The following is a 25066-nucleotide window of genomic DNA, read 5'->3' on the forward strand; positions in this document are numbered from 1 at the left end:
TAGCTTCTACATCAAGGAGAAAGACACTATGTCCGTATACTCGATCAATCCGGTTGGAACTTCATCTGCTCTTGGGCGTCAACTCAGGCTGCGTCGTCTGCTTGGTGACGATGGGCGAATGATGTCAGTTGCGCTAGATCAGGCTGTTCCCCGTGGCGTTGCTCCTCGTCTTGCGGATATCAAAAATACCTTCGACCGTATCGTTGATGGCGAACCTGACGCTTTCACCGTCTTTAAGGGCATCGCAGGTCACCTCCTGTGGGACAACGACGTCAAGATTCCTCTCATCATCAAGGGCTCTACCTTCTGCGTTGACTTCCACCTCACTTATGACGCCACTGTAGGAAACGTGCATGATGCGATTCGTCTGGGTGCTGATGCGTTAGCAATCGGAATTTCTGCCGGTTCAGAAAACCAAGTGGCTATGTTGGAAATGATGTCGGCAACGACAGAGGAAGCTCATAAGTGGGGTATTCCCGTCATCTGCCATGCCTATCCTTCTGGTGAACTGTGGGGTGACCGCAAAGGATCCACTGAGTCCGTGATTTACGCAGCCCGTGCAGCTGCTGAATGCGGTACCGATATTGTCAAGACCTGGTACACCGGTTCTGCTGAGGAATTCAAGAAGGTCGTTGACGCTGTGCCCACCCCTGTTGTTGCGGCAGGAGGTGCGCCTGCACCTAAGCCGATCAACGTCTTGGAACAAGCTTCCGCAGTCATGGAAGCGGGGGGTGTTGGTATGACCTGTGGTCGCAACATTTGGCAGGCTGAAGATCCCGCAAAAATGGTGCGGGCACTTAGTGCCGTTGTTCATGACGGCGTTACTCCGACTGAGGCAGCAAAGCTTCTTGACTGACCGTATGACCTGAAAAATTGAGAAGACCGGGAGTTCAAAGATGAGCACCTTTGTTGGAATTGATCTGGGTACATCAGCAACCAAAGTGGTTGTTATCGATCATGACGGGAACGTTCTTGGGCGGGCGCGGTGTGCCCATCCGAACTCCCGGTCTGCTCAGTTGGGCCGAGTCGATCCTGAAGCTTGGAAAGAATCTATTTCTCAGGCGTTAGCTCAACTCCATCCGCTTGTGTCCCAAGCTGATGGCGTTGGAATTGATGTGCATTGTCCGGTTATCGTGCCGCTTGATCAACACGGACGGGCATGTGGCCTTGGAGTCGTATGGGATAACTCAGTACTCAATTACTTTTTCAATCAATACTCGGATCAGCGTTCAGCCGAGGCTATTGCAGCAACTGGTAACCACCCTTCTCAATCTACTTTCATTGCGTTGGCATATCCGTATCTCGAGCATCGTGATATCTCCACATTTGAAGCCATGGCTACGTTTGGTATGGCGGGTACATGGCTTGGATCCCTTCTTACGGGACAAATGGCTGTGGATCCCACCCAGGCCTCCTACTCGGGCATCTTTAATACCCTTGAGCCTGAAAAAGGATGGATTGACGAAACTGTGGAACTGCTCGGTATTCGTCCAGAGGTGCTCCCTGCCGTCAAACACTCGGTTGATATCCTTGGGCAGGTTTCTCATGAAGCAGCAGAAACCTTCGGCCTACCCGCAGGAATTCCAGTGTCTGTGGGATCCGCTGACACTCCGGCGGCATCCTATGCATTGGGAACAAAGCCAGGGACAAAACCTTTCTTCATCATGGGTACGACCCATGTGATCAATTCGTGCTTGTCAACTCCTGATCTAAGAGCGACAGCTTTACAACGTTGCGGCAACGAACCGGGCCAGTGGCTGATCAATGGCGTCACCAACGGTGGTGATGCACTGTCAACGGGCGCTCTTCTCTGCGGATTTGGTATTGCGGGGGCAGGGGTCGCTGAGATGATTGATACCGCGTTCAATATCTCTTGGGATGAAGCAGTCGTGGCGCCTTATTTCATCCCCCACGTCATGAGAGAGCGAGGGCCTCTCTGGTTTGAAAGACCCTGTGCAAATATCGTCGGAATCACTAGAGATATGAATCGAGCTCAGGTAGCGCGAGCAATTGTGGATGGTGTCTTATTGGTCGACAGGATGGTGCTCAATTCTTGTGTTCCTAAAGATTCTGGTTCGATCTACCTAACCGGTGCTTTTGGGGCAGATGAGGCATTTCCGCAGATGCTTGCAGATATTTTGAATGCCGACCTTGACTTGGTGGATGAGTCATACCTGCCGGCGATCGGTGCAGCGAGTATGTGTGGGAAAACTGTCGCCCAGTCTGTTCTGCCCGAAATTGCTTCGCGACGGGTTAGCCCACGCTCCGAGTGGGTTTCGGTGAACGATGCGCGCTGGGATGTGTTCCGTACAACATGGATGAATGTGACAGGTCGGGATTTACTTCCGGAGATCTAGAAATCCGGATACTTATTCCTTTTCCCCGCGTAGGCGCGGCACGGATGTTTTCTCAGGGTTGAAGCCAACTTTGCCCGCGTAGAAACTGCGAATGACGTCCATGTCGGTCTTCATGTCGCCGGTCAGCGTGTAGGTGGGGCCCCAACCGAAGGTCTTGGTTGCTGAATCGACGAACCCGAATTGCAGCGGCACGTTCGCTTCTAAGGCGATCCGGTAGAAACCAGATTTCCAGTAGTCGCGCGGGCTTCGAGTGCCCTTGGGAGTAAGACACAGGGTAAAGGAGTTGCTAGCGCGGATGCGCTGCGTGATGGCGCCAACCATGCCATTGGCGTGATTGCGTTCAACTGCCACACCGCCAATCGACCGGATGAAGGGGCCGAGGATGGGTGCTTTAACGAGTGAATCTTTGACGAGGAATTGGAATTCTCGCCCTGCTTTCCACAGGGACACCGCCATGAATACGCCATCCCAATTCGACGTGTGTGGGGCGCCAATGATGATGACTTTATCGGGTAGGGGCTCAGAAACCATGGTCCACTTCGAGAGTGCCAAGTACGCGGTGGCGACAAGTTTCTTCAATCCCATTGGGTTCCCTTCCCATACATCCAACAATTGAGCAAAAATCTGTGTTCATCATGAACAGGATTCAGCTACATGCGGTTCGTTCGCTGACTGCCCCCGAATGCTATGCCATGCCTAGTGGCACCGGCACCTAACGTTTCTTGCTGAGTTCGGATATGGGTCCGAACTTCTTAGAGGAAGTAATCGGTTCTGATCGTCACCGACATGGTGTGGACGCGGTTGGGTTCGAGTTCGAGAGCGTTGGCCCCAACATTTGCGGTTTCGATGCATACGAAGTTCATCCACTCCGCGTCCCCCATGTCGGCCAACTTTTGTGCGCCCTCAACCCATGGGTTCCACACAACCGTCGAGGCTGATCCGTGCTTCTCTATGGTAATGATGCGCAGAGAACGGGGATCAGCCAGCGTGATCGATGATGAGGAATTATAGGCGCGGTCGATGGGGCCTGTGAACATGACTTCCCCAAATTGAGTGCGGGTGCGGCCATCTTTGAGCTCATCAACGTACGTAGCGCCCTCTAGACCGCTGATGGTCGCATCTTTAATATCGCCAACCTGGATGTAGGTGTGTAGCGCTTCTTCAAAAGTGAAGGGGTGGTCGTCAGTGTTGGTGACTTGCAGGGAAACCGTCAGCTCGTTTCCAGCCGTGACGGTGCACAGAGCGTTGAAAGAATGGGGGAAGACTCCCTCACAATCCTCACGTCGGTGGCGCAGCTCGTAGATCACAGTCGACGGGTCGTCCGCGAGTTCAGGATCCTCGAATCGGGTCCATTCGGATATGCGCGCAAAACCATGGTTGTACTGAGCTTCGACGGTGCTCACCGGTGAACTCGAGGGCGAGTTGAACCAGGGCAGGCAGATCGGGATGCCTCCACGAATTGGTGTATTCCCGCTGAGATCTGCTTTTTCAGATAGCCAGATGACTGGGGTTTCGCCCGGAAATCCCCATGACAGGACGTGAGCGCCAAAGGGGGTGATAGCTCCCTCGGATTCATCGCCTTTAAAGACGAACTGCTGCACGTGAGTCATGTTGCTAAGGATAGACATGTTGTCGTACTAAATGCAGCCAAGTTCAAGCCATCGAGACTTATTACTCACTAACCATTGTGGTCTGGTGGTCGCGACTCGACGTGTTGCATGTCGCAGCCTCGTCCCGGCTCAGCACCTTTGGGAGCCGATATTCTGGAGGGCGCGCCTGCGCGGGGCGAACCGAATCCCGTGTGCCGCCTGAGTCCCCTGTCCAGCGGAGCGACTGGCCGGCGTCGTCCATTTCAAGGAGTACCCACATGTCCACGCGTTCAGATCTGCGCAATGTCGCTATCGTCGCCCACGTCGATCACGGCAAGACCACGCTCGTCGACGCAATGCTTTGGCAATCGGGTGCATTTTCAGAACGCGATACCGTCGAGAAAACCGGTGAACGCGTCATGGACTCGGGAGACTTGGAGCGCGAAAAGGGCATCACAATCCTCGCCAAGAACACCGCGATTCACTACAGCGGTCCCGCCGCCCAAAAAATGGGCCTGAACGAGGGCGTCACCATCAACGTCATCGACACCCCCGGCCACGCTGACTTTGGCGGAGAGGTCGAGCGAGGCCTGTCCATGGTTGACGGCGTCGTCCTTATGGTTGACGCTTCCGAAGGGCCGCTACCTCAAACTCGCTTCGTCTTGCGTAAGGCTTTGCAAGCTGAACTTCCCGTTGTAGTTGTCGTCAATAAGGTCGACCGACCCGACTCGCGAATTGAAGAGGTCGTATCCGAGACGACCGATCTGCTGCTGTCCTTGGGCGAAGACCTAATGAATGACGGCGTAGACGTTGATGTCGATTCCCTTCTTGACGTCCCGGTTGTCTATGCCTCCGCCAAGGCGGGCGTGTCCTCTTTAGAAAACCCAGGCAACGGCATTTTGCCCACCGAAGATCTAGAACCTCTGTTTGAGACCATCCTCAGTCGCATTCCCGGCCCCTCATTCGAGGAAGGAGCGCCACTACAGGCGCATGTGACCAACTTGGACGCGTCGCCTTTCCTTGGACGCTTAGCCTTGCTGCGCGTCCACAACGGAACCTTGACGAAGGGGGCCGACGTTGGTCTTGCACGTCATGACGGGACCACCAAACGTGTCCATATCACTGAGCTCTTGCGCACCGAAGGCCTGGAGCGAGTTTCGGCACCAATGGCAGGGCCTGGCGACATTGTTGCCATCGCTGGCATTGAGGACATCATGATTGGCGAATCCTTGGTCGACCTCAACGATCCGCGTCCCTTGCCTCTCATTAAGGTTGACGACCCAGCAATCTCAATGACGATCGGCATTAATACATCACCCATGGCTGGCCGCGTCAAAGGTGCGAAGGTTACGGCTCGCCAAGTCAAAGACCGCCTCGACCGTGAACTGGTAGGCAATGTGTCCCTCAAGGTGTTGCCCACCGAACGCCCTGATGCGTGGGAGGTTCAAGGCCGCGGCGAGCTAGCTTTGGCGATCCTCGTCGAGCAGATGCGCCGCGAAGGTTTCGAACTGACGGTCGGCAAGCCGCAGGTTGTCACCAAGGAAATCGACGGTAAGCGTCACGAACCAATGGAACGCATGACCATTGATATTCCGGAAGAATATCTCGGCGCTGTTACACAACTGATGGCTGCTCGCAAGGGCCGCATGGAAACCATGTCGAACCACGGTTCGGGCTGGATTCGCCTTGAGTTCGTTGTTCCTTCCCGTGGAACAATCGGTTTCCGCACCCGATTCTTGACCGAGACGCGAGGCACCGGTATCGCCTCGTCAATTTCTGATGGCTACGCTCCCTGGCAGGGCGCCATCGAGCAGCGTCAAACAGGTTCGCTGGTGGCAGACCGTGCAGGCCAGGCAACCCCCTACGCCATGACGAACCTGCAAGAGCGTGGCTCCTTCATCGTTGAACCTTCGTCCGAGGTTTACGAAGGTCAGGTCGTGGGTGAAAATCCGCGCGGGGAAGATATGGACGTCAATATCTGCCGCGAAAAGAAGCAGACGAACACTCGCTCAGCCACAGCCGACGTGTACGAGTCCCTCACGCCGTCGCGCAAGCTCACCCTTGAAGAGTCGCTTGAGTTTGCGGCCAATGACGAATGCGTTGAGGTCACCCCCGAGGCTGTTCGCGTGCGCAAGGTGATTCTGGATGCTCAGGAACGCTTCAAGGTCGCGGCCCGCGAACGTCGCGCCCAGAAGAACGACTGAGAGGTGCCTCGGGAACTCGTTTACCCGTCACCATCGTTTCAGCGTCAACTCGCACCACGCCGCGACGTGTTTCGATCGTCACATGCCCAGTCGCGACTTCGACAACTTGGCCGAGAGCGTCGTGTAATCCATCGGCGAGGCGATACCGCAAGACGACCCGCTCGCCAACGCGCCACTGCATCCACGGTAGTGGGGAGGGGTGTTTCGCCTCGCCGGTGGAGGTCTCGTGGTGAGCATCTTGGGTCATGAGGGCGATAATAGAGGCAGACGACGAATCTCAAACCATCGGTGATGAGGAGAAGCCATGACCTACGTCATTGCGCAGCCCTGCGTGGATGTGAAGGACCGTGCATGCGTGGACGAGTGCCCAGTGGACTGCATTTACGAGGGCGCACGAAGCCTGTATATCCATCCCGAAGAGTGCGTGGACTGTGGTGCTTGCGAGCCCGTGTGTCCGACAGAAGCGATCTTCTACGAGGATGATCTGCCCTCGGAATGGTCGGACTACTATCGAGCGAACGTCGACTTCTTCAAGGACCTGGGGTCCCCAGGAGGCGCCCAAAAGACCGGGGTCTTGGACTTTGATGACGAGATGGTCGCCGCCCTGCCTCCGCAAAATGAAGACTGGGAAGGTTGACGACAACCATGAGCGCAGGTCTGCCCCGTATCTTGGCCCTACCTGATTTCCCGTGGGATACGTTGCTGCCGGCGAAAGCTCTCGCGGCCTCGCATCCAGATGGCATCTGTGACCTTTCGGTGGGCACTCCGGTTGATCCAACGCCGACTTTTATTCGTGAGGCACTAGCCGAGCAATCAGACTCTCCCGGTTATCCGACCGTTGTGGGCACAGCCCAGGTACGCCAAGCAATCCGGAATTGGGGTAGGTCTCGGGGCATGGTCGAGGTTGGTGACGGCGGAGTCATCCCCACGATCGGCTCAAAAGAGGCCGTCGCGTGGTTGCCAATGATGCTCGGGGTGGGCCGCGGTGACACGATTCTAGTTCCCAATGTTGCTTACCCGACGTACGACATTGCCGCCCGGCTGGCTGGAGCTACGCCCATTACTGTGGATCCGACAACTCCTCAGGTGTGGCCAGATGCCGCCCTCGTTTTCCTTAATTCTCCGGGAAACCCCGATGGGCATGTCATGTCGGTGGATCAATTGCGAGCTGTCGTGGCTTGGGCCAGGGAGCGTCAAGCTGTTGTTGTCAGCGACGAATGCTACGCGGCTTTAGCGTGGGAGGAACCCTGGGCCAGCGAGGGCGTGCCCTCTTTGCTCGATGAGCGTGTATGCGACGGGGATCCATCGGGTCTTCTTGTCTTGTACTCCTTGTCCAAGCAGTCGAACATGGCGGGATATCGAGCGGCCCTAATGTATGGCGATCCCAACCTAGTGGCGAGCGCTGTCGAGATTCGCAAACATTCGGGTCTGATGGTGCCAGGTCCTGTTCAACACACGATGGCGGTGGCTTTGACTGATAACGACCACGCTCAAGCCCAGCGCACCGTATATGAGAGGCGACGTCAAATGCTTCTTGACGCCATCGAAGGTACGGCTTTGGTCAACGATCCTGATTCCGTTGCTGGCCTGTACCTGTGGCTACAAGATGAAGGTAATCCTGAAGATTCTTGGGCGCTGGTGGAGCGCTTCGCATCGATTGGCATCTTGGTTGCTCCCGGCGACTTCTACGGAGATGCTGCTCGTGGGCGGGTGCGTGTGGCGTTGACGGCCTCGGATGAACGCGTTGAAGCCGCCGCCAGTCGGATTCGCGTTGAGTGGGCAAACAACAGCTAGTCTTGCCCGGTGCGAGGCCGCGCATTGCGAACACGGAGTGCGCGTTGGGCGTGCGCTCACTACAGTAGGTCAAGGCGATGCCAAGTGATTGTCCTATCCAGGTCAATCCTTGGGTTGATACCCGTAAGAGCAAGGACATCACTGATATGACCAATCCCCAGATCACCGAAGCCACGCGCCCTGACGCAGTTTTGCGCATCGATGACCAGGAGATCGCGCTGCCTCGAGCGCAAGCCAGTGTTGGCAGCGACGGTTTTGGGGTCAGTCGGTTGCTTGCAGATGGTGGCATCGTCACCCTCGACCCGGGGTTCACCAACACGGCTTCGTGCAAATCATCAATTACCTATATCGACGGTGACGCGGGCATCTTGCGCTACCGGGGTTATCCCATTGAACAGCTTGCAAAGAATGCTTCTTTCCTGGAAGTCGCCTACCTGCTGATCTACGGTGAATTACCGTCGGCCTCTGACTTTGCCGAGTTCGAGCATGACATTAATGCGCAGCGCCTGTTGCATGAAAACTTCTTGTCATTCTTCACTTCCTTCCCTCATGCGGGGCATCCGATGGCTATTTTGCAGGCTGGGGTTGCCGGTATGGCAACCTATTACGAAGGCACTTTGGATCCGCGTGATCCTGAGCAGCTCAATAAGGCGCTTATTTTGCTGCTGGCAAAAATGCCAACAATGATCGCGTACATCGCTAAGCGAGCTGCAGGTCTTCCCTTGACCTACCCGGATGCTCAAACCGGGTACACCGAAGATTTCTTGCGCATGACGTTTGGCATGCCGTATCAGGCCTATGACATTGATCCTGCGCTGATCCGCGCTCTCGATATGCTGCTCATTTTGCATGCTGACCACGAGCAGAACTGTTCAACGTCTACCGTGCGTTTGGTTGGTTCGTCTCAGGCCAACCTCTACGCTTCGGTGGCTTCTGGCGTGGGTGCATTGGCTGGTCCGTTGCATGGTGGTGCAAACGAGGCCGTGCTGCGCATGCTTCATCAGATCCGCGATACCGGTGAGCCCGTTCAGGCTTATGTCGACAAGGTCAAGGCCAAAGTCGAAGGCATCAGGCTGATGGGCTTTGGACATCGCGTTTACAAGAATTACGATCCTCGCGCCGCCATCGTCAAAGAGACTGCACATGATGTTCTATCCCGCTTGGGTAAGCGTGACGAACTTCTTGACATTGCAATGGAGCTCGAAGAAATTGCGCTGAGCGACGACTACTTCAAGGAACGCAAGCTCTACCCGAATGTGGACTTCTACACAGGCCTCATTTATTCGGCAATGGGTTTTTCGACGAAACTCTTTACTCCGCTTTTTGCCTTGGGACGCTTGCCTGGGTGGATTGCTCAGTATGTTGAGATGACACAGGATCCGGCTACGAAGATTGGTCGTCCTCGCCAGGTGTATGTCGGCGAGGTTGAACGTGACTATGTGCGCATGGCGCAGCGCTGACGGTTCTTTTCTGAGAATCTGACTGGCGTCATTTATTGAGTGGATTGAAGGCAGGCCTTTAGTCCCAACTGAGTTGGGTGCAGAGCGTCCGGCTCCTGGTGTCGGCCTGCTCGGGGCTAGATGCACAGGGTGGTTCGGGTTCGGTTTCCTTGTGGTTGCAAATCCGCCACTTAGCCTGTGGATACCTGTGGAAAACTATCCACAAGTTGGCTCAAGCGTCCTCAGCGCCATGTGATCTCAATTTCAAAGAAATCGCTGTGACCTGCAGAGTTGCAATTGTTTTTGAGAGTTGCTAGTGGTGGAGTGCTCGCGGTGGACATTGGTTCAAACTGTGCCCGACGACTGTTGATAACCCCTGTGGATAAAGTGAAGTACGTAAGGAAAAGTCAACGGAAAACGCCGCTGAACGCGGACAATATCTCTCGGTGACTTTTGTGGCGCGCGTGCCTGACCTTACTGGTTCGCTAATTGAATGGGTTTGCCCCCGCGTCCCAGAGCTTCGATTCGCCCGGACTGCGAATTGCGCCTGAATAACACATTGGATGCGCCAGCCAGAGTGTGCGCCGCTACCGTTCTGGGTTCTTGGAACAATCCGTTAGATCCGGGCACCACACCTCCGGATTCCAAAATGGCCACACGTGCGTGCGCCGTGAGGTACAGACCAGCCTCGATCACACAGTCGTCGCCCAGGGGGATCCCCAGACCCGAGGATGCGCCTAGCAGGCAGCGCTCACCGATCGAGACCCGCTGTCCTGCGCTTCCTGTGAGTGAGCCCATTGTCGATGCACCGCCGCCAATGTCGGAACCATCGCCAACAACCACTCCCTGAGCGATACGCCCTTCGACCATTGATCGGCCAAGCGTTCCGGCGTTAAAGTTCACGACACCCGCATGCATGACGGTTGTGCCTTCTCCCAGATATGCACCCAGGCGAACTTTGGCGCCGTCGGCAACGCGCACGCCCTTGGGCACGACATAGTTGACCATTGGAGGGAACTTGTCGACGCCCTTTACAGTGACAGGGCGCCCCAAGGCGGCCCTCATGCGCAGACGCGTGTCTTCGAAGTCCTCAACGGCACACGGGCCTTCTGACGTCCACACCACATTGGGTAGGCGCGAAAAAATGCCATCAAGATTAATGGTGTTGGGCTTGACCAAACGGTGCGAGAGTAGATGCAACCGCAGATAGGTGCCTGCGGTTGAGTTGGGCTGATCGAGGAGGTCGGATGTTGCCGTCACCACCTGCGTGTGAACGCCGCGGGCGTCGTCTTGGCGTTCCATCTTCGACAGCTGTTCTAAGAGGTCAGCGTCGTCCCCGGCTGTCATTTCGCCGAGGTGGGGGCGGGGGAACCAGACGTCAAGAGTACGTCCGTCATTCGTCACGGTTGCGAGGCCAATGCCCCAAGCCTTGGTCATGTCCATGTCAACACCTTAAATGCCTGGCGGGTTTGCGGCAGCGCCGATCCATCTTTCGGCGCTAAATATCGTCAGCGTGCTTCTTGTTTGGCCTTCAGTTGTGGCCTCCAAAGATCGGGCCAGAAAACTCCCAGATCCTGGGCCATCTTGCGTACCAGCGGCAAGGAAATTCCGACAACGCTGTGGTGGTCGCCCTCGACCCCTTCAATGAAGGGGCCACCCAGGGCGTCGATGGTGAAAGAGCCTGCGACGTGCAGGGGTTCTCCGGTGGCGACGTAGGCGTCGATTTCTTCGTCGCTCATTGAGCCGAAGTGGACGCGCGTGGCGGCGTCTGCGCAGGTTTGAGCAAGCAGTCTTCTGGTCGGTTTGCGAGTCGTGGCATCACCGTTAGTTGGGGCGTCGAGGCCGACCTCCTTGGTAGCAGAGGTGTCGGACTGGCTGTTCGTAGAGTCGGTAGATACGAGGGCAGCGGCGTGGCCCGTCCATAGCGTTGCGATTTTGCCTCGCATGTCGCGGATGCGCTGAACAGCAACGGCTGGCGAATGCGGTTTCCCGAGCATCTTCGCCTCGAGTTCAAGCATGGAGTCGCACCCGATAACAAACAGCTCTTCGTTTTTTGGCAGGACTTGGTCAAGCTCGGGGGAGCCTTGAATGATCATGTTGGTGACTGCATCGCATTTTGCTTGCGCCAAAGCAGTCACTTCCATTGCTGGCGTTGTCTTGCCTCCGCTAAAAGCTCGGCCGAAGGGCAGATTGGCGAGGACGGCATCCTCGTCGACATCGGAAACCAAGACGATGGGGTCAATGCCGGCGCTGATTAAAGTGGAGCGGCGGGCGGGGGACTTGGAGGCGAGCACTAGGCGCATGGTGCCCATTGTTGCGGAAAATGTGCACCCACGCATTGGAGTCTGTGCAGGTCCTCGCCATTTCGGTTGGCGAAAAGTGATCCAGGCTACTATTCTAAGTAAGTCATTGCTTTTCTTGAGAATCTCGATCTCAAGGCAGCATCAAAAAAGCCCCTATGAGAGACAAGGTAGCACAATGCCCAGTCTCGGGCCCGCGGAAGGAGAGGTGATGGGTCGCCACGACGCCCAGTCGAACTCGGCTGTGGCAGAACCGAATTCGCAGCGACCCTCGCCTGACGACCTTACGGTCGCTAGCTACTCCACCTGCCTGCTCGGCGGAGACTTCATTTACTCGGCGCATGACCTCGCGCAAAAGTCCCAGATCGATGTCGCTAGGGTCATGCGCTTTTGGACAGCTCTGGGATTCCCCGTCCAAGATCCTGATGCCGTTGCCTTTACCGAACGCGACCTCGAAGTGCTCAATGACTGGAACACCCTTGTTCTTTCGGGAGCTATCGACACAGCGACTAGTCGATCGCTGCTTCGGGCTAATGCGCACCTGGCCGATCGGCTGAGCCTTTGGCAATTTGAGGCCCTGGTTGAAGACGCTGTGCGCAGACTTGAACTGGACGACACGACCGCGAGGCTCTACGTTCTTGACCACATGCGCGACCACATCGAGGTGTTCCAAAGGATGTTTGCTCATTCGTGGCAGCGTCAGATGGAATCGCTCCTGAGTCGCCTCGACAAAGAAGTAGCCCAACGTGGTGCTGAGAACCCGAAAGCACGATTCCCTCTTAATAGGTCGCTCGGTTTCGTTGACATGGTGTCTTTTACTTCATCGTCGACGATTCTGGGGGATGCGCTGGTGGGCCTCATCGAACGCTTTGAGGAAGAATCCAGGAATGCGATTACCGAGGCCGGCGGGCGCGTCGTCAAAATGATCGGGGACGCGGTTCTATACATCGCCGACGACCTGGCAACAGGCTTGCGCGTGGCCACTTCTCTTATCGAACATCTCAACGCCGATGACCAGATTTTGCCGGTACGGGCCTCCTTTGTCCGCGGTGATGTGTTCTCCCGTTCGGGAGATGTTTTCGGCCCCACCGTCAATCTTGCTGCGCGCCTGGTGGACGTGGCGCCAGTTGGCAAGATTCTCACCGACCCAACCACAGCCGCTTCCATCGCTGCAGGAAAGGGAGGCGACGGCTACGAAGTGACTGCCTTCCCGCCTGCTGAACTCAGAGGTTTTGGAACGGTCTCTCCGTATTTGCTGGGCGTCGTCGAGTAAATTTCGTCGGTTTAACTCTAAGCCGTTGTCATTCGATCCTTCGCGGGTGGCTGAGCGAAGAAAGCGCAGACGAAGACCCGGCAATGATGATGGGATGATCGACGCGAATGGGACGGTAACTTTTGTGTCCAGGTGTTCGGTAGGTCAAGCCAGATGAAAGAAATTGCCATAGTTCGCTAAGATGATCCCCGTGACTACAGTTCTCCTCGTCGAAGACGATCCCGCGATCTCCGAGCCCCTCGCACGGGCGCTCGGACGTGAAGGCTATGAAGTTCGAGCCCACGGAACAGGACGTGGTGCCCTCGCCGAATTCGACGGTGCCGATTTAGTTGTCCTTGACTTGGGACTACCCGATATGGACGGGCTTGACGTTGCGCGAGAGATCCGCAGCGCAGGCAGCGCTGTACCGATCCTCATCCTGACGGCCCGCACCGACGAAGTCGACATGGTCGTGGGTCTAGACGCTGGTGCAGATGACTATGTGACCAAACCGTTCCGTCTGGCAGAACTCCTTGCCCGCGTGCGTGCGCTACTTCGCAGGGGTGCAACGGAAGCCTCCACCTCCGACCTCGTCGCTCAGGATGTACGCGTGGACGTTGCAGCACACCGCGCTTTTTCTGGTGAACGCGAATTACAGCTGACTGCCAAGGAATTTGATCTTCTACGCGTCCTCATCCGCGAAGCCGGGTCCGTTGTCGAACGCGACGCTCTGATGCGCGAAGTTTGGGGATCTGACCCTACTGGATCAACTAAGACCCTTGACATGCATGTGTCGTGGCTGCGACGCAAACTCGGAGACGATGCCACCAGCCCCCACTACATCACCACTGTGAGGGGAATGGGCTTCCGTTTCGAAATCGGCCCACGCTAAGCGAAAACCGCGGGGTGAACGATGCGCAAACGCGCTGTTCGGATGATTCTGACCGTGGTCACCATCGTCGCACTGGTGATCGGGGTTCCCGGGGCAATCGCCTCGTCAATCACTCTGTGGAAGATTGAGGAACACGGAGTCGAATCGCGCGCGGTGTCGCTTTTGCGAACCGCTGAACGCAGATCGCAAGATCAACTCCCCCTTACATCTGCGGGTGTTGAAGCCTGGTTCGATCCTCTAGCCGAGGACTATTCCAGCTACTACGCGCGCATCAAAATTCTCGGGCAAGACTTGGTGTCGGTTGGGAACAGAGTGACTGGCCCGTCGTTGGCCGCCCTCGAATCAACCCCCTCGGGTACCTCCATCTACCTGGAGGTGAGCGCCAACAACGTTATGCGCGAGATCGTTTTTATCAATGTCATCTTCGCCGCAGGCATTATTGGTTGCATGCTGCTGGGTTGGTTCCTGGCAGAAAAACTTGCGCGCAGATTATCTGCGCCGCTGATCTACCTGGCTGCCCAGGCTGAACAGATCGGATCGGGTCAGGTACGCGCCCGCGTTAAACCCAGCGGCATTGAAGAAATCGACCTCGTGCAAGAAGAACTTGTCCGCACAGGGGAACGCATGGCAGGCCGCCTAGCTGCAGAACGCCAATTTGCTGCCGACGCCTCCCACCAACTGCGCACACCATTGACTGCGCTATCCATGAGGCTCGAAGAGATCGAAATGATCTCCACTGAACCCGAAGTCCAAGCCGAAGCCAGAAGCTGTCTGGAACAGGTCGAACGCATGACGGGAGCGGTGAGCGACCTGCTCGATACGAATAACCGTGGCGGCGGCCAAACTGAAGCCATTCACATTCTTGAAGCCTTCAACGTCCAGCGCGAAGAATGGGAACCTCAATTCGAACGTGAAGACCGTGAACTAATCTTCTTGGACGAAGCAGAGATTCCCGTCCTGGCCGATAGCGGCAAACTCGCTCAGGTTCTGGCCACCCTCATTGAAAACTCCTTGCACTACGGTGCTGGCACAACCCAGGTTCATGCACGCAAGACCGCCAATAAACGCGGCGTCATTATTGAAGTGAGCGACCAGGGCGAAGGCGTCGACGATGAAATTGCTCCCGACGTTTTCGCCAAGGGAGTGTCCGGCCACGGTTCAACAGGAATCGGGTTGGCGCTGGCTATGGATCTGACCAACACTATGGGCGGCCGCTTGGAACTGACCCAGAACCACCCTCCGATCTTCTCGGTATCGTTGGCTGCGATTCCTGCGTCTTTGGATCCCGATCGCGTCATGCCCGAGGGGCCGGTGGTGTCGATGGGGCGGCGCTCGCGGCGTTTCTAGGGTTTGGGTGCCCTGCGGGAGTGATGCGTGATTCATTCCGAGGACGAGGCCGCCCGGTGTCACTGCGGCGCGGTAGGTTAAAGGCATGGAGACCTCTCGTTCCCATCGCCCGATTGTTGCTGTTATTGGTGGCGGACAGCTTGCCAGGATGATGCAAGAGAGCGCGATTGCGCTCGGCATTGAACTGCGGCCCCTCGTTGAATCTATGGATGGGTCCACAGCTTTGGTGACTGTGGGTTCGCGTCCGGGTGCGGCTGGTGACGAAGCCGCTGTGCGCGCTCTGGTTCACGAGGCAGATGTTGTGACCTTTGAACACGAGCACATCCCTCAGACTTTACTGGCGACTTTGAATGGGACACTGCCGATCGAACCTCCAGCGTCTGCTTTGCTATATGCGCAAGACAAATTGGCGATGCGTCAAAAGCTCACTGACTTGGGAGTCCCGTGTCCACGCTGGGCGCGCGTTTCAACAGTCGACGAGGCCACGGCCTTTGGCGATGAGGTCGGTTGGCCGATTATTGTCAAGACTCCAACTGGCGGGTATGACGGACATGGAGTCAAAGTCACTCATAGTGGGGACAAGGTTGCTACCTGGCTTGAAGACGGACCCCTGCTGGCAGAAGAAAAAGTCCCTTTCAGCAGCGAGATTGCAGCCCTTCTGGCACGTAGGACTTCCGGTGAGATCAAATCATGGCCGGTAGCCACCACTGAACAAGCCAATTCGGTTTGCTCGGTTGTCACCGCTCCCGCGGTGGGCGTCACCGAGGCGACGACTCGCAAGGCTCAAGATATTGGCGAATTGATCGCCGAAAAGCTCGGTGTAACAGGAGTGCTCGCTGTTGAGATGTTCGTTGTAGGCCAGGGCGAAGATGAACGCATCTTCGTCAATGAGTTGGCGATGCGCCCCCACAACACAGGGCATTGGACCATTGATGGCGCAGTCACAAGCCAATTTGAACAGCATCTTCGCGCTGTCCTTGACCTTCCTTTAGGGTCAACAGATCTGAAGAACCCCGGGACGCACGCCGTCATGGTCAATCTTCTGGGTTCTTCTTTAGATGATCCGGCAAGGGCTTTAGCCCGGGCTTGGGAAGATGGCGGAGACCAAGCGAAAGTCCATCTCTACGGCAAGGAAGTTCGCCCTGGCCGCAAGCTCGGCCACGTTACCGTCGTAGACCCAGATCCGGCGTTGGCACGTACTCATGCCGAAGCCGCGGTTGCAGCCCTTCGTGGTGACCATCTGAGCTAATCGGCATCGGGTTTGCGCCGCCCTCGTCACTATTGAATTTGGACCGACCGGAGAGGAAACACTTATGACCAAGGAAACCCAAGTCTCGTCCTTGACCACGCCGCTTGACGTTCGCCTCACCGCCACCGGTGAAAAACCGCTAGTGGGTGTCGTCATGGGGTCGGATTCGGATTGGCCGACGATGGAACCAGCCGTTGCTGCGCTGGCAGAGTTCGGTATCGCCTGCGAGGTGGGGGTTGTTTCGGCTCACCGAATGCCCGAAGACATGGTGGCCTACGGGCGCTCAGCATCGGTGCGAGGATTACGCGTCATTATTGCCGGAGCCGGGGGAGCAGCCCACTTGCCAGGAATGTTGGCAGCCCTGACTGAACTTCCTGTGATAGGCGTACCCGTCCCACTCAAACACCTTGACGGGGTGGACTCTCTTCACTCGATCGTTCAGATGCCTGCGGGTGTTCCGGTGGCGACGGTATCTATTGCGGGTGCTCGCAATGCGGGGCTGCTCGCTGCCCGTATTTTGGGCGCAGGCGAGGGCGAGGCAGCCGCACAGTTGCGCGACGATATGCGACGTTTTCAGCAGGAATTGCGTGATGTTGCCATGAATAAGGGCGCTCAGCTTGCACAGAAAGTGGCTCAAGGCTGACAGACGGTCGGGCACACTCACGTAGACTGGCGTCATGAGCATTCTTGTTTGCGGTGGCGCCGGTTATATCGGCGCTCATGTTGTCCGACTCCTGCAACAACGCGGTGAGAAAGTGGTGGTCGTCGACGACCTATCCACCGGATCCAAGGACCGTATTGGCGATGCCATGCTGGTCGAATTAGATGTGGCAAGCGATGAGGCCATCACCGTTTTAACCAACACCATGGTGGATCAGGACGTCACCGCGGTCATCCATTTTGCCGCGCGCAAGCAGGTGGGTGAATCTGTTGAACGACCCATGTGGTACTACCGCCAAAACATTGGTGGCCTGGCCAACGTGCTTTCTGCGATGCAGGACGCTGGTGTTGATCAGATGATCTTCTCTTCGTCAGCCGCCGTGTACGGCATGCCTCCGGTTGAGGTTGTCGCCGAGGACGTCGAGTGCCACCCCATTAACCCCTACGGGGAAACCAAACTCATCGGTGAATGGATGATGGCCGACTGCGAGCGCGCTTGGGGCCTGAAGTGGATCGGCTTGCGCTACTTCAATGTGGCGGGAGCCGGTTGGCCTGACCTGGCTGACGGGGCGATCATGAACCTCATCCCCATGCTCCTTGACCGTATCGAACGAGGCGAGTCAGCCAAGATTTTCGGCGACGACTATGACACTCCGGATGGCACCTGCATCCGCGATTACATTCACGTGCTCGACCTGGCAGAAGCCCACATTGCAGGACTCGACGTTTTAGCTCAGGGACGCCAGCCGGATCATCACACCTATAACGTTGGCACCGGCCTGGGCACCTCCGTCAAAGAGATCGTTGACGGGTTGCGTAAGGCAATCGGCTGGGACTTCCCCGTGGAGGTTTTGGGCCGACGTGCAGGAGATCCCCCCAAACTCATTGGAGACACGCTATCAATCGGTGTGGATCTGGGCTGGAAAGCCAATAACGGCGTTGATGAAATCATCGAGTCTGCGTGGGAAGGTTGGCAGGCAGGGCCACGCAAAATCACTGTGCCGGGCCAGTAACAGGTTGTCTGAGCGTATTCATCACATGGTTGAGGTGATGCGCTGTGACGTGACAGGCGGGGCGAATCCCAGTGTGGATTCGCCCCGCCTGACGTTCACGTGAAGTTGGCGCGGACTTGACTGAGCGCTACTCGAAGTCTGCTTGCGTGAGCTCCCCGCTGCGCAGGCGGGCAAAGAAATCTGGCGCCGTTGTGTCTTGAAGCAGAACCGCCGCCCCACCCGACGCTGTTGTGTATGCCAGGGACTCAATGGGAGGTACCCCATTGAGCTCAGCATTGGAAGCTTTGCGGAAGGCCAAGACCATCTGAGTGACGTTAAAAATTGAGGAGTCTTCGTCGACGGTGAAGGACTTGGAGCCGGCGCGCTCGACTTTCAGTGTTTTCGCTGGATTAATGATTGTCGAGGGCGACAGGGTAGAGGAGATGACCTTAGAGATCACCTGGCGTTGACGCTTGCTGCGTCCAATGTCGCCTTCGGGATCCGAATAACGCATGCGTGAGAAAGCCAAAGCAGTTGCGCCACCGACGGTGTGGCATCCTGCGGTCCATTCCAGGCCAGACATGTCGTTGGCGACGTCACCGTCGTAGCAGAGTTCTACTCCGCCCACGGCATCGACCAGGTTCGAGACACCTCCCATGCCGACTTCGATGTAGTGATCGACCGTTAGGCCCGTCAAATGTTCGACGGTTTCAACCAACAGTGAAGGGCCGCCGTAGGCGTATGAGGCGTTGATCTTGTCCCACCCGTAGCCGGGAATCTCGGCGAAAGTGTCACGGGGGATGGAAACGGCTGTTGCTTGGCCATTCTTTGCCACGTTCACCAGCATGATGGAATCGGTGCGTGCGCTGTCTTCAAAACCGTCTTGGACGGCTCCGTCTGCACGCGAATCGGAGCCGGCGAGCAGGTACGTGGTCCCTTCCGTGCCCGCTGCACCCGATAGTGCTGTAGTGCGCCCAAGGTTGGAGTTCGCATCCCATAGGAGGAACGACACCCAGGCGACGATGAGGACAACGAGCGCGATGATGAAGCGACGCAGAGGTCGGTTTTTGCTTTGCCGGCGAGGCTTTCGAGCAGGGGAAGTTTGTGCGGGGACGGAGCATTCGGGAGCTGGTGCGGTCCTTGGGTGTTGGCTAGAAGCCGGGCGTGGGGCGGGTGTTTTTCGGCTACTGACGTGGGGCTGTGCAGAGGCACTTCGCTGCACGGATTCCGGCGCGTACGAGGGCGGCGCCTGGCGACGCTGCGGAGCAAATGCGGGGGGCATTTGCTCTTGGGGTTGCGAAGGCTGATCTCGGCTGACACGGGTGGTGCGAGCCTTGCGAAGACCAGGGATGAATGAAGGAGGGACATCGTTTGGCTGATCTTGAGTCGTCGGGTTAAGCGGCTTAGCGTCGGGGCCGTCATCTTCGCCGACATACCACTGCTGAGGTTGGGGGACTTCTGGGGTGAGGCGTGCCTGTGGGTGCCGCGAGGCAGAAGCGGCGCTTCGACCGTGGTCTTGGCTTTCCTTCGCTTGCGGTGCAGTGGCCTTAGGGATGCGTCCACCTGTGGGAGGCCCATCGTGATGACCGTCGGGTGAGGCTGTCTTGTGAGCGCCTCCGGCTTGGGGGCGGCGCCGCTGAGGATCGGGCGTAAAAGACGGGGGATTGGTGCTCATGGGTCAGTTGCTCGGAGGGCAGGTTTTGACCTGGGCGGTCTCTGATTGTGCTGTGTCGGCGGGGAGTGGAGCGGTGGGGTCTTCTTCAGCGACTTGCGTCGGGTCCGCTTGCGATTCTGGTGTCACTGAGCTGGTGGATTGGGCTGCAATCGCAGCAGGGTCTGGGACGGTAAGGACTTGGCCATTGCCATCCGTGTACTCGATACCGACAGGCAGGCTCTGGTCAGCGATCAAGGCATCCCACAGGTCAGAGGCCATGGGTTCGTCTGCGACCACGCGGTTCTCATTCCACGGCGCCGGGTAGTTCGGCATGGTGACAAATTCAATTTTTGCCCGATCAATGTCGAGCAGTGACAGGAGTAGACCAGCATCTGTGTTGACATCGGCCAGGTTGGGGGAGACTTGCAGCGCGCTAATTGTGGCCTGCAGGAAGGAAATAAGTGCGGGGAAATCCGTAACGTAGTTCTTTGAGAGCAACTCACGCAACATTGCGGAAACGAGCTGCTGCTGACGGCCGATGCGCGAAATATCGGAGCCATCACCGACATTGTAGCGGGCGCGGGCGTAAGCCAAGGCTTGCGTGCCACCAAGGAGTTGGCAGCCTGCGGGAAGATCGAGGCCCGCATAGTCGTCTTGTACTGCCTCGTCGAGTTGGAACCAGACTCCACCCAGCGAATCCACCATTGAAATAAATCCGGTGAAGTCAACGACAACGAATGCGTCGATTGTCAGACCCGTCATGTATTCCACGGTGGACTTGGTACAAGCGATACCGGAGGCTATGTCGAATCCCCAGTTAGCGCCGATGGAGATCGCCTGATTGAACTGGTCTTCTGTCCAGCCCGATACGGAGCCATCAGTGCGCGTGCAAGATGGAATTTCTGTCCACAGGTCGCGAGGGATTGACACGACTTGGATGCGGGATCGGTCTGCAGACACATGGACGACCATCGTGGTGTCACCGCGTAGAGAATCGACTTCTTCCGTGTCACCTGCTCCCAACTCTGCATTGGCACCGTCTCGTGAGTCTGTGCCAACGACGAGGATGTTGAGAGCGCGGCCTTCGAATTGGTCTGCGGGAAGAGGTTCTTCGACGGGGCCAGTTTGGGATCCAAGACCGGAGATGTCCAGAGCAGAGTTCTTCACTTGATCTGCTAGAGAGCGATAGAGAAAAGCGCCGGTGGATACAACGAATAGGGCTGCGGTGAGAAAAACCGCAGTCAAGATCTTCAGCGCCCCCGGAGGAAATGGATTCGTGGCAGCGTGCTGAACCGTCGCCAGTCCTGCCGGTTTCCTGTGTCTACTCACCTGCAAGATTTTAGACCCGCAGTCTGTGGATTCACTGGACCTTAGGTGGATCGGGGGTGTTGTCGTGGTCGAGGGGATCCGCAGTGTCTCGCGAATGGGCCGGTGATGGAGGGTGAACATTAGCTAGAGCGATAGCGCGAGCCAGGTTGGTAATCCGCCTTTCATTGGCCTCATCGCGTCGATAGGCGGTGGCAATTTGGGCAAAGAAAGCAAGAACTAGGGCGTAGACCAATAGGTTCAGTCCGCGTTCTACCCCCATCTGCGCAGCGAGTCGATTGAGAACACCTGGAAATAAAACAGCGAATATAGCAAAAGCAACTAAGCAGACTGTCGCCAGGCGCCTAAGGGCCAAATGTGAAGACGAACGAATGGGGCGCATTAGCCACCACGCGATGACCAGTAAAGCGCACAGCAATACGAGTTTAATGAGCCAGTATTGCGTCATTGTCGCCCCATAATTAGATCGACGAGGATGTTGACTGAGTTCAGCAGGGATTGTCCCTTGCTGCGTGAGTAGTCCGTGTAAGCCACGTTGACGCTGGCTTCACGCCAAGGCAACTTAGTCTTTGCAAGCTGCTCCGTAATTTCGGAAGCATGGGCCATGCGATTCTGTGTGAGTCGAATCTTTTCAAGGGCATCGCGACGGATCACCCTTAAACCATTATGAGTATCTGTCAGATCCAGTCCCGTACGCATCCGGGTGACCAAAGTTGCCGCTTTTAATACCAGACGTCGAAGCGCTGACATCTCGGTCTTTTGATTGGTGAGGAATCTTGAGCCGAGTACAAAGGCGAGATCTTGTGTCTGGGCTTGAGTCACCATTGTCAGAGCGTCCGCGCTGGAATGCTGACCATCGGCGTCGAAGGTGACGACATATTGGGCATCGGTTTGGGACAACACCCAGTCAAAGCCAGTTTGCAAAGCTGCGCCTTGACCAAGGTTGATCGGATGCTGAGCGACATATGCTCCGGCGCTCGCGGCTTGCCGAGCAGAGGCATCACTGGAACCATCATCGACGCACAGAACATTTGGGATATGAGTTTTCAAATCAGTGACAACAGCGCCAATTACCGCCTCTTCGTTGAAGAGGGGCACGACGGCCCAAACCTGATCGAGTGAACTCATGGGGACATTCTTGCATCACTGGGCCATAGGATTCGGATCGAAAAGAAACTGAGCACTGTGGGTCTGACACGCGTGAGCCTACGATGTTGCAGGGACAGACGGAGGACAAAAGACAATGATTGAGGCAAGTGCAGATGTTGCCGCGACTGCGGTCATCGGAGAGGGGACCCGCGTGTGGCATCTTGCTCAGGTGCGCGAGGACGCGCATATTGGCAAGAAGTGCATCATTGGACGAGGCGCTTACATCGGGGCAGGCGTGAAAGTCGGTGACGGCTCAAAAATCCAAAACCACGCCCTCGTTTATGAACCCGCAGAGTTGGGTGCCGGCGTTTTCATCGGTCCAGCAGCAGTTCTGACCAATGATCATTTTCCTCGAGCTGTCACTCCTGAGTTTGATGTGAAGACCGCGGATGATTGGCATCCGGTCGGTGTTGTTGTGGAAGATGGAGCGGCCATAGGTGCCAGGGCGGTGTGTGTCGCGCCGGTGAGGATTGGGCGCTGGGCAATGGTTGCAGCAGGAGCAGTTGTCACTCGTGACGTTCCCGACTTTGCGTTAGTGGCAGGAGTGCCTGCCAAACAAATTGGGTGGGTCGGCCGCGCTGGGATGCGACTCATCGAAGACGACGATGACGCCAACACCTTTATTTGTCCTCAAAGTGGTGCGCTGTATCGATTACTCGATTCTCAAACCTTGATTGAGATAGAGGACGAAGGAGCTTTCCAATGGCCCGAGAGATGATCCCTGCTGCAAAGCCACTGATCGGTGAGGAAGAGATCGAAGCAGTCACTCGTGTGATGCGTTCTGGCATGGTGGCTCAAGGCCCTGAGGTTGCCACGTTCGAGGCTGAATTTTCTGCGCAGCTGGCCCCTGGAACTGAATCGATTGCTGTCAACTCTGGAACGTCGGCGCTCCACCTCGGACTTTTGGCAGCTGGGATTGGAGCGGGAGACGAAGTTATCGTTCCGTCCTTTACCTTCGCTGCAACCGGAAACTCTGTTGCTCTGAGCGGTGCGACACCTGTTTTTGCTGACATTGAAGCCGATTCATTCTGCATGTCGCCGGAGTCCATCGAAGCCTCCATTACGGACCGTACAAAGGCGATTATGCCGGTCCACCTTTACGGTCATCCGGCTGCGATGGATCAGATCCTCAAGATTGCCGACGACCGCGGTTTAATGGTGTTCGAGGACGCCGCCCAGGCTCACGGTGCGTCGCTGAACGGAACGTCTGTAGGGGCATTTGGTACCTTCGCAGCCTTTAGTTTCTACCCCACGAAGAATATGACGTCGGGTGAGGGTGGAATGGTCACGACGTCGGATGCGGAAGTTGCTCGCCGAGTCAGGCTCCTTCGTAATCAGGGAATGGGACAGCGTTACGCCAACGAACTGGTGGGGCTGAACAACCGTATGACTGACATTCATGCGGCGATTGGTCGAGTCCAGTTAACCAAAGTTCAAGAGTGGACGGCGAAGCGTCAGCAAAATGCGGCGTTCCTTGATGCCAATCTGGAAAACGTCGTAGTTCCTCCTGTGGCTGAAGGTGCGGTACACGTCTATCACCAGTACACCATTCGTGTGGTTGAGACAGATCGCGACCGGTTTATGCAGGCGCTGCGTGAAGAATGGCAAGTTGGGTCCGGAGTCTATTACCCGATTCCTAACCATCGTCTTCCATCCTTGGCTCCGTATGCCCCAGGCTTGGATCTTCCTGAAACAGAAAAGGCAGCCCAGCAGGTGGTTTCCCTGCCTGTGCACCCTGCGCTATCTGACGCGGATCTTGAGCGAATTGTTGAAGCAGTGAACGCCTGTGCGAAGGCCGGTGCATGACGTGAGCGATATTCGTGTTGGTGTCCTTGGCATCGGCTCGATGGGCCGACACCATGTTCGTAATGTGAAGAACACTGAGGGTTTCGAACTCGTTGCGCTGGCGGATCCTGCTGGTGACCGTTTCGGTGTAGCTGGCGATATGGAGGTTCTCGACTCGGTGGATTCTCTTATCGCGGCAGGGATTGATGCGGCTGTGGTCGCCGTGCCAACCGTGTTCCATGAGGAAGCGGCACTCAAACTTGCAGACGCTGGTATTCACACCCTGGTTGAAAAGCCGCTTTCAGTTTCAGTCGAATCTGGCCAGAAGATCGCCAAAGCCTTTGCTGATGCAGGCGTAGTGGGAGCTGTTGGATACGTTGAACGCTGCAATCCTGCGCTTTTGGAGATGCGTCGACGTATTCAAGAAGGCCAGCTAGGCCAGGTTTACCAGATCATCACCAGGCGACAGTCGCCTTTCCCCGCGCGTATTTCCGATGTTGGTGTGGTTAAAGACTTGGCAACGCACGATGTGGATCTTGCATCCTGGGTTGCCGGTTCGTCTTACGAGACAATTTATGCTCAAACGACCTTCAAATCTGGTCGTGAGCACGAAGACATGATGGTGGCTTCCGGACGCTTCACCAACGGTGTTTTAGTCAACCACCTCGTCAACTGGCTCAGCCCGTTCAAAGATCGCACCACTATCGTCACGGGCGAACACGGAGCACTCGTAGCAGATACTGCAATGGGTGACCTGACTTTCTACGAGAACGGTGACATGCCTGTTCAGTGGGATCAAATTGCCAACTTCCGTGGCGTTTCGGAAGGAACTGTCACGCGCTATGCCTTGAGTAAGCGTGAGCCGCTCGCAGTTGAACACGAGCATTTCCGAGACGCAATTCTGGGTGTTGGGAACGAGCATGTCTCGATGAGTGAAGGCCTAGTTACGCTCCGAGTTGTCGGAGCCATACTGGAATCCGCACGCTTGAATCAGGTAGTGGTTATTGACTGATGTTGCGCTTGCTAGCAACACGTCGGGCCTTCTCTTCAGGGCTGCATTTCGTCCAAGCTCAGGAC

At 56.5% G+C, this 25066-nt stretch carries 24 protein-coding genes; 15 read left to right on the top strand and 9 right to left on the bottom strand.

Going from position 1 to position 25066, the window contains the following annotated elements; translation table 11 throughout:
* The first annotated feature begins 28 nt into the window (after nucleotides 1-28).
* Together G439_RS0102790 and G439_RS0102795 are read left to right on the top strand one after the other, a co-directional pair.
* On the top strand, nucleotides 29-856 hold the full coding sequence (locus tag G439_RS0102790) for a class I fructose-bisphosphate aldolase (RefSeq protein ID WP_022867668.1): 828 nt from the start codon (nucleotides 29-31) through the stop codon (nucleotides 854-856).
* 40 nt (nucleotides 857-896) lie between these two features.
* On the top strand, nucleotides 897-2357 hold the full coding sequence (locus tag G439_RS0102795) for an FGGY-family carbohydrate kinase (RefSeq protein ID WP_022867669.1): 1461 nt from the start codon (nucleotides 897-899) through the stop codon (nucleotides 2355-2357).
* A gap of 12 nt (nucleotides 2358-2369) precedes the next feature.
* Here the strand turns inward: G439_RS0102795 and G439_RS0102800 are convergent, their stop codons facing one another.
* A complete protein-coding gene (locus G439_RS0102800; RefSeq protein ID WP_022867670.1) occupies nucleotides 2370-2942 on the bottom strand; it encodes a 1-acyl-sn-glycerol-3-phosphate acyltransferase in 573 nt (190 codons plus the stop codon).
* A gap of 167 nt (nucleotides 2943-3109) precedes the next feature.
* Nucleotides 3110-3967: a D-hexose-6-phosphate mutarotase gene (locus G439_RS10935; RefSeq protein ID WP_165544515.1), complete on the bottom strand. Its 858-nt coding sequence runs from the start codon at nucleotides 3965-3967 to the stop codon at nucleotides 3110-3112.
* Between the two features lie 257 nt (nucleotides 3968-4224).
* Between G439_RS10935 and typA the strand changes: the two genes are divergently transcribed.
* Entirely contained in the window at nucleotides 4225-6150 is a 1926-nt protein-coding gene (gene typA / locus G439_RS0102810; RefSeq protein WP_022867672.1) for a translational GTPase TypA, read from the top strand.
* On the opposite strand, the gene G439_RS12345 is transcribed toward typA, so the two are convergent.
* Nucleotides 6107-6397: a putative acetyltransferase gene (locus tag G439_RS12345; RefSeq protein ID WP_165544516.1), complete on the bottom strand. Its 291-nt coding sequence runs from the start codon at nucleotides 6395-6397 to the stop codon at nucleotides 6107-6109. The two genes, typA and G439_RS12345, sit on opposite strands and share 44 nt — an antisense overlap.
* 57 nt (nucleotides 6398-6454) lie before the next feature.
* On the opposite strand from G439_RS12345, the gene fdxA reads away from it, so the two are divergent.
* The 3 genes from fdxA (at nucleotide 6455) to G439_RS0102825 (ending at nucleotide 9404) form a co-directional block, all read left to right on the top strand.
* Entirely contained in the window at nucleotides 6455-6787 is a 333-nt protein-coding gene (gene fdxA, locus G439_RS0102815) for a ferredoxin (protein ID WP_022867673.1), read from the top strand.
* Nucleotides 6788-6795: 8 nt separating this feature from the next.
* Nucleotides 6796-7944 carry a succinyldiaminopimelate transaminase gene (gene dapC / locus G439_RS0102820; protein WP_022867674.1) on the top strand — a complete coding sequence of 383 codons (1149 nt, stop codon included), beginning with the start codon at nucleotides 6796-6798 and terminating at the stop codon, nucleotides 7942-7944.
* A 146-nt stretch (nucleotides 7945-8090) separates the two neighbouring features.
* On the top strand, nucleotides 8091-9404 hold the full coding sequence (locus G439_RS0102825; RefSeq protein WP_022867675.1) for a citrate synthase: 1314 nt from the start codon (nucleotides 8091-8093) through the stop codon (nucleotides 9402-9404).
* A 453-nt stretch (nucleotides 9405-9857) separates the two neighbouring features.
* On the opposite strand, the gene dapD is transcribed toward G439_RS0102825, so the two are convergent.
* Entirely contained in the window at nucleotides 9858-10826 is a 969-nt protein-coding gene (dapD, locus tag G439_RS0102830; RefSeq protein ID WP_022867676.1) for a 2,3,4,5-tetrahydropyridine-2,6-dicarboxylate N-succinyltransferase, read from the bottom strand.
* Nucleotides 10827-10891: 65 nt separating this feature from the next.
* Nucleotides 10892-11686: a Maf family protein gene (locus G439_RS0102835; RefSeq protein WP_026459319.1), complete on the bottom strand. Its 795-nt coding sequence runs from the start codon at nucleotides 11684-11686 to the stop codon at nucleotides 10892-10894.
* A 208-nt stretch (nucleotides 11687-11894) separates the two neighbouring features.
* On the opposite strand from G439_RS0102835, the gene G439_RS0102840 reads away from it, so the two are divergent.
* From G439_RS0102840 to galE, 6 genes are all read left to right on the top strand, one after another.
* Nucleotides 11895-12956 carry an adenylate/guanylate cyclase domain-containing protein gene (locus tag G439_RS0102840; protein WP_022867678.1) on the top strand — a complete coding sequence of 354 codons (1062 nt, stop codon included), beginning with the start codon at nucleotides 11895-11897 and terminating at the stop codon, nucleotides 12954-12956.
* A 190-nt stretch (nucleotides 12957-13146) separates the two neighbouring features.
* Complete coding sequence (locus G439_RS0102845) at nucleotides 13147-13827, top strand: response regulator transcription factor (protein ID WP_026459320.1); 681 nt, start codon at nucleotides 13147-13149, stop codon at nucleotides 13825-13827.
* A 21-nt stretch (nucleotides 13828-13848) separates the two neighbouring features.
* On the top strand, nucleotides 13849-15174 hold the full coding sequence (locus G439_RS0102850; protein ID WP_026459321.1) for a sensor histidine kinase: 1326 nt from the start codon (nucleotides 13849-13851) through the stop codon (nucleotides 15172-15174).
* Between the two features lie 85 nt (nucleotides 15175-15259).
* Nucleotides 15260-16423 carry a 5-(carboxyamino)imidazole ribonucleotide synthase gene (locus tag G439_RS0102855; RefSeq protein ID WP_022867681.1) on the top strand — a complete coding sequence of 388 codons (1164 nt, stop codon included), beginning with the start codon at nucleotides 15260-15262 and terminating at the stop codon, nucleotides 16421-16423.
* A gap of 91 nt (nucleotides 16424-16514) precedes the next feature.
* Nucleotides 16515-17066, top strand: coding sequence for a 5-(carboxyamino)imidazole ribonucleotide mutase (gene purE / locus G439_RS0102860; protein WP_026459322.1), 552 nt, complete (start codon nucleotides 16515-16517; stop codon nucleotides 17064-17066).
* Between the two features lie 34 nt (nucleotides 17067-17100).
* Nucleotides 17101-18096, top strand: a complete 996-nt coding sequence (galE, locus tag G439_RS0102865) for a UDP-glucose 4-epimerase GalE (protein ID WP_022867683.1) — start codon at nucleotides 17101-17103, stop codon at nucleotides 18094-18096.
* A gap of 127 nt (nucleotides 18097-18223) precedes the next feature.
* On the opposite strand, the gene G439_RS10940 is transcribed toward galE, so the two are convergent.
* From G439_RS10940 to G439_RS0102885, 4 genes are read right to left on the bottom strand one after another with little or no spacing between them, the layout of a single operon-like run.
* Nucleotides 18224-19750, bottom strand: coding sequence for an LCP family protein (locus tag G439_RS10940; RefSeq protein WP_022867684.1), 1527 nt, complete (start codon nucleotides 19748-19750; stop codon nucleotides 18224-18226).
* Nucleotides 19751-19753: 3 nt separating this feature from the next.
* Nucleotides 19754-21058, bottom strand: a complete 1305-nt coding sequence (locus tag G439_RS0102875; protein ID WP_022867685.1) for an LCP family protein — start codon at nucleotides 21056-21058, stop codon at nucleotides 19754-19756.
* Nucleotides 21059-21089: 31 nt separating this feature from the next.
* The gene (locus tag G439_RS10945; RefSeq protein WP_022867686.1) at nucleotides 21090-21503 is read right to left on the bottom strand and encodes a DUF2304 domain-containing protein; all 414 of its coding nucleotides are present in this window, start codon (nucleotides 21501-21503) and stop codon (nucleotides 21090-21092) included.
* Nucleotides 21500-22183 carry a glycosyltransferase family 2 protein gene (locus G439_RS0102885; protein WP_022867687.1) on the bottom strand — a complete coding sequence of 228 codons (684 nt, stop codon included), beginning with the start codon at nucleotides 22181-22183 and terminating at the stop codon, nucleotides 21500-21502. The genes G439_RS10945 and G439_RS0102885 overlap by 4 nt, the downstream gene beginning before the upstream one ends.
* Before the next feature lie 115 nt (nucleotides 22184-22298).
* Between G439_RS0102885 and G439_RS10950 the strand changes: the two genes are divergently transcribed.
* The 3 genes from G439_RS10950 to G439_RS0102900 are packed head-to-tail and all read left to right on the top strand — an operon-like array spanning nucleotide 22299 to nucleotide 25001.
* Nucleotides 22299-22922, top strand: coding sequence for an acyltransferase (locus G439_RS10950; protein WP_022867688.1), 624 nt, complete (start codon nucleotides 22299-22301; stop codon nucleotides 22920-22922).
* A complete protein-coding gene (locus tag G439_RS0102895) occupies nucleotides 22907-24010 on the top strand; it encodes a DegT/DnrJ/EryC1/StrS family aminotransferase (protein WP_022867689.1) in 1104 nt (367 codons plus the stop codon). The genes G439_RS10950 and G439_RS0102895 overlap by 16 nt, the downstream gene beginning before the upstream one ends.
* A gap of 1 nt (nucleotide 24011) precedes the next feature.
* Nucleotides 24012-25001, top strand: coding sequence for a Gfo/Idh/MocA family protein (locus G439_RS0102900; RefSeq protein WP_026459324.1), 990 nt, complete (start codon nucleotides 24012-24014; stop codon nucleotides 24999-25001).
* Nucleotides 25002-25066 lie beyond the last annotated feature (65 nt).

This window comes from Schaalia vaccimaxillae DSM 15804, from assembly GCF_000420425.1.
GTDB classification, from domain to species: Bacteria; Actinomycetota; Actinomycetes; order Actinomycetales; family Actinomycetaceae; genus Pauljensenia; species Pauljensenia vaccimaxillae.

Excerpts from the sequence above, each read along its gene's own strand:
- G439_RS12345 (WP_165544516.1), bottom strand. The coding sequence starts at position 6,397 with ATGACCCAAGATGCTCACCACGAGACCTCCACCGGCGAGGCGAAACAC.
- dapC (WP_022867674.1), top strand. The coding sequence starts at position 6,796 with ATGAGCGCAGGTCTGCCCCGTATCTTGGCCCTACCTGATTTCCCGTGG.
- G439_RS10950 (WP_022867688.1), top strand. The coding sequence starts at position 22,299 with ATGATTGAGGCAAGTGCAGATGTTGCCGCGACTGCGGTCATCGGAGAG.
- dapD (WP_022867676.1), bottom strand. The coding sequence starts at position 10,826 with ATGGACATGACCAAGGCTTGGGGCATTGGCCTCGCAACCGTGACGAAT.
- G439_RS0102825 (WP_022867675.1), top strand. The coding sequence starts at position 8,091 with ATGACCAATCCCCAGATCACCGAAGCCACGCGCCCTGACGCAGTTTTG.
- G439_RS10940 (WP_022867684.1), bottom strand. The coding sequence starts at position 19,750 with ATGAGCACCAATCCCCCGTCTTTTACGCCCGATCCTCAGCGGCGCCGC.
- G439_RS0102850 (WP_026459321.1), top strand. The coding sequence starts at position 13,849 with ATGCGCAAACGCGCTGTTCGGATGATTCTGACCGTGGTCACCATCGTC.
- G439_RS0102895 (WP_022867689.1), top strand. The coding sequence starts at position 22,907 with ATGGCCCGAGAGATGATCCCTGCTGCAAAGCCACTGATCGGTGAGGAA.
- G439_RS0102790 (WP_022867668.1), top strand. The coding sequence starts at position 29 with ATGTCCGTATACTCGATCAATCCGGTTGGAACTTCATCTGCTCTTGGG.
- G439_RS0102855 (WP_022867681.1), top strand. The coding sequence starts at position 15,260 with ATGGAGACCTCTCGTTCCCATCGCCCGATTGTTGCTGTTATTGGTGGC.
- G439_RS0102885 (WP_022867687.1), bottom strand. The coding sequence starts at position 22,183 with ATGAGTTCACTCGATCAGGTTTGGGCCGTCGTGCCCCTCTTCAACGAA.
- fdxA (WP_022867673.1), top strand. The coding sequence starts at position 6,455 with ATGACCTACGTCATTGCGCAGCCCTGCGTGGATGTGAAGGACCGTGCA.
- G439_RS0102835 (WP_026459319.1), bottom strand. The coding sequence starts at position 11,686 with ATGCGCCTAGTGCTCGCCTCCAAGTCCCCCGCCCGCCGCTCCACTTTA.
- G439_RS0102840 (WP_022867678.1), top strand. The coding sequence starts at position 11,895 with ATGGGTCGCCACGACGCCCAGTCGAACTCGGCTGTGGCAGAACCGAAT.
- G439_RS0102800 (WP_022867670.1), bottom strand. The coding sequence starts at position 2,942 with ATGGGATTGAAGAAACTTGTCGCCACCGCGTACTTGGCACTCTCGAAG.
- G439_RS0102795 (WP_022867669.1), top strand. The coding sequence starts at position 897 with ATGAGCACCTTTGTTGGAATTGATCTGGGTACATCAGCAACCAAAGTG.
- G439_RS10935 (WP_165544515.1), bottom strand. The coding sequence starts at position 3,967 with ATGACTCACGTGCAGCAGTTCGTCTTTAAAGGCGATGAATCCGAGGGA.
- G439_RS10945 (WP_022867686.1), bottom strand. The coding sequence starts at position 21,503 with ATGACGCAATACTGGCTCATTAAACTCGTATTGCTGTGCGCTTTACTG.
- typA (WP_022867672.1), top strand. The coding sequence starts at position 4,225 with ATGTCCACGCGTTCAGATCTGCGCAATGTCGCTATCGTCGCCCACGTC.
- galE (WP_022867683.1), top strand. The coding sequence starts at position 17,101 with ATGAGCATTCTTGTTTGCGGTGGCGCCGGTTATATCGGCGCTCATGTT.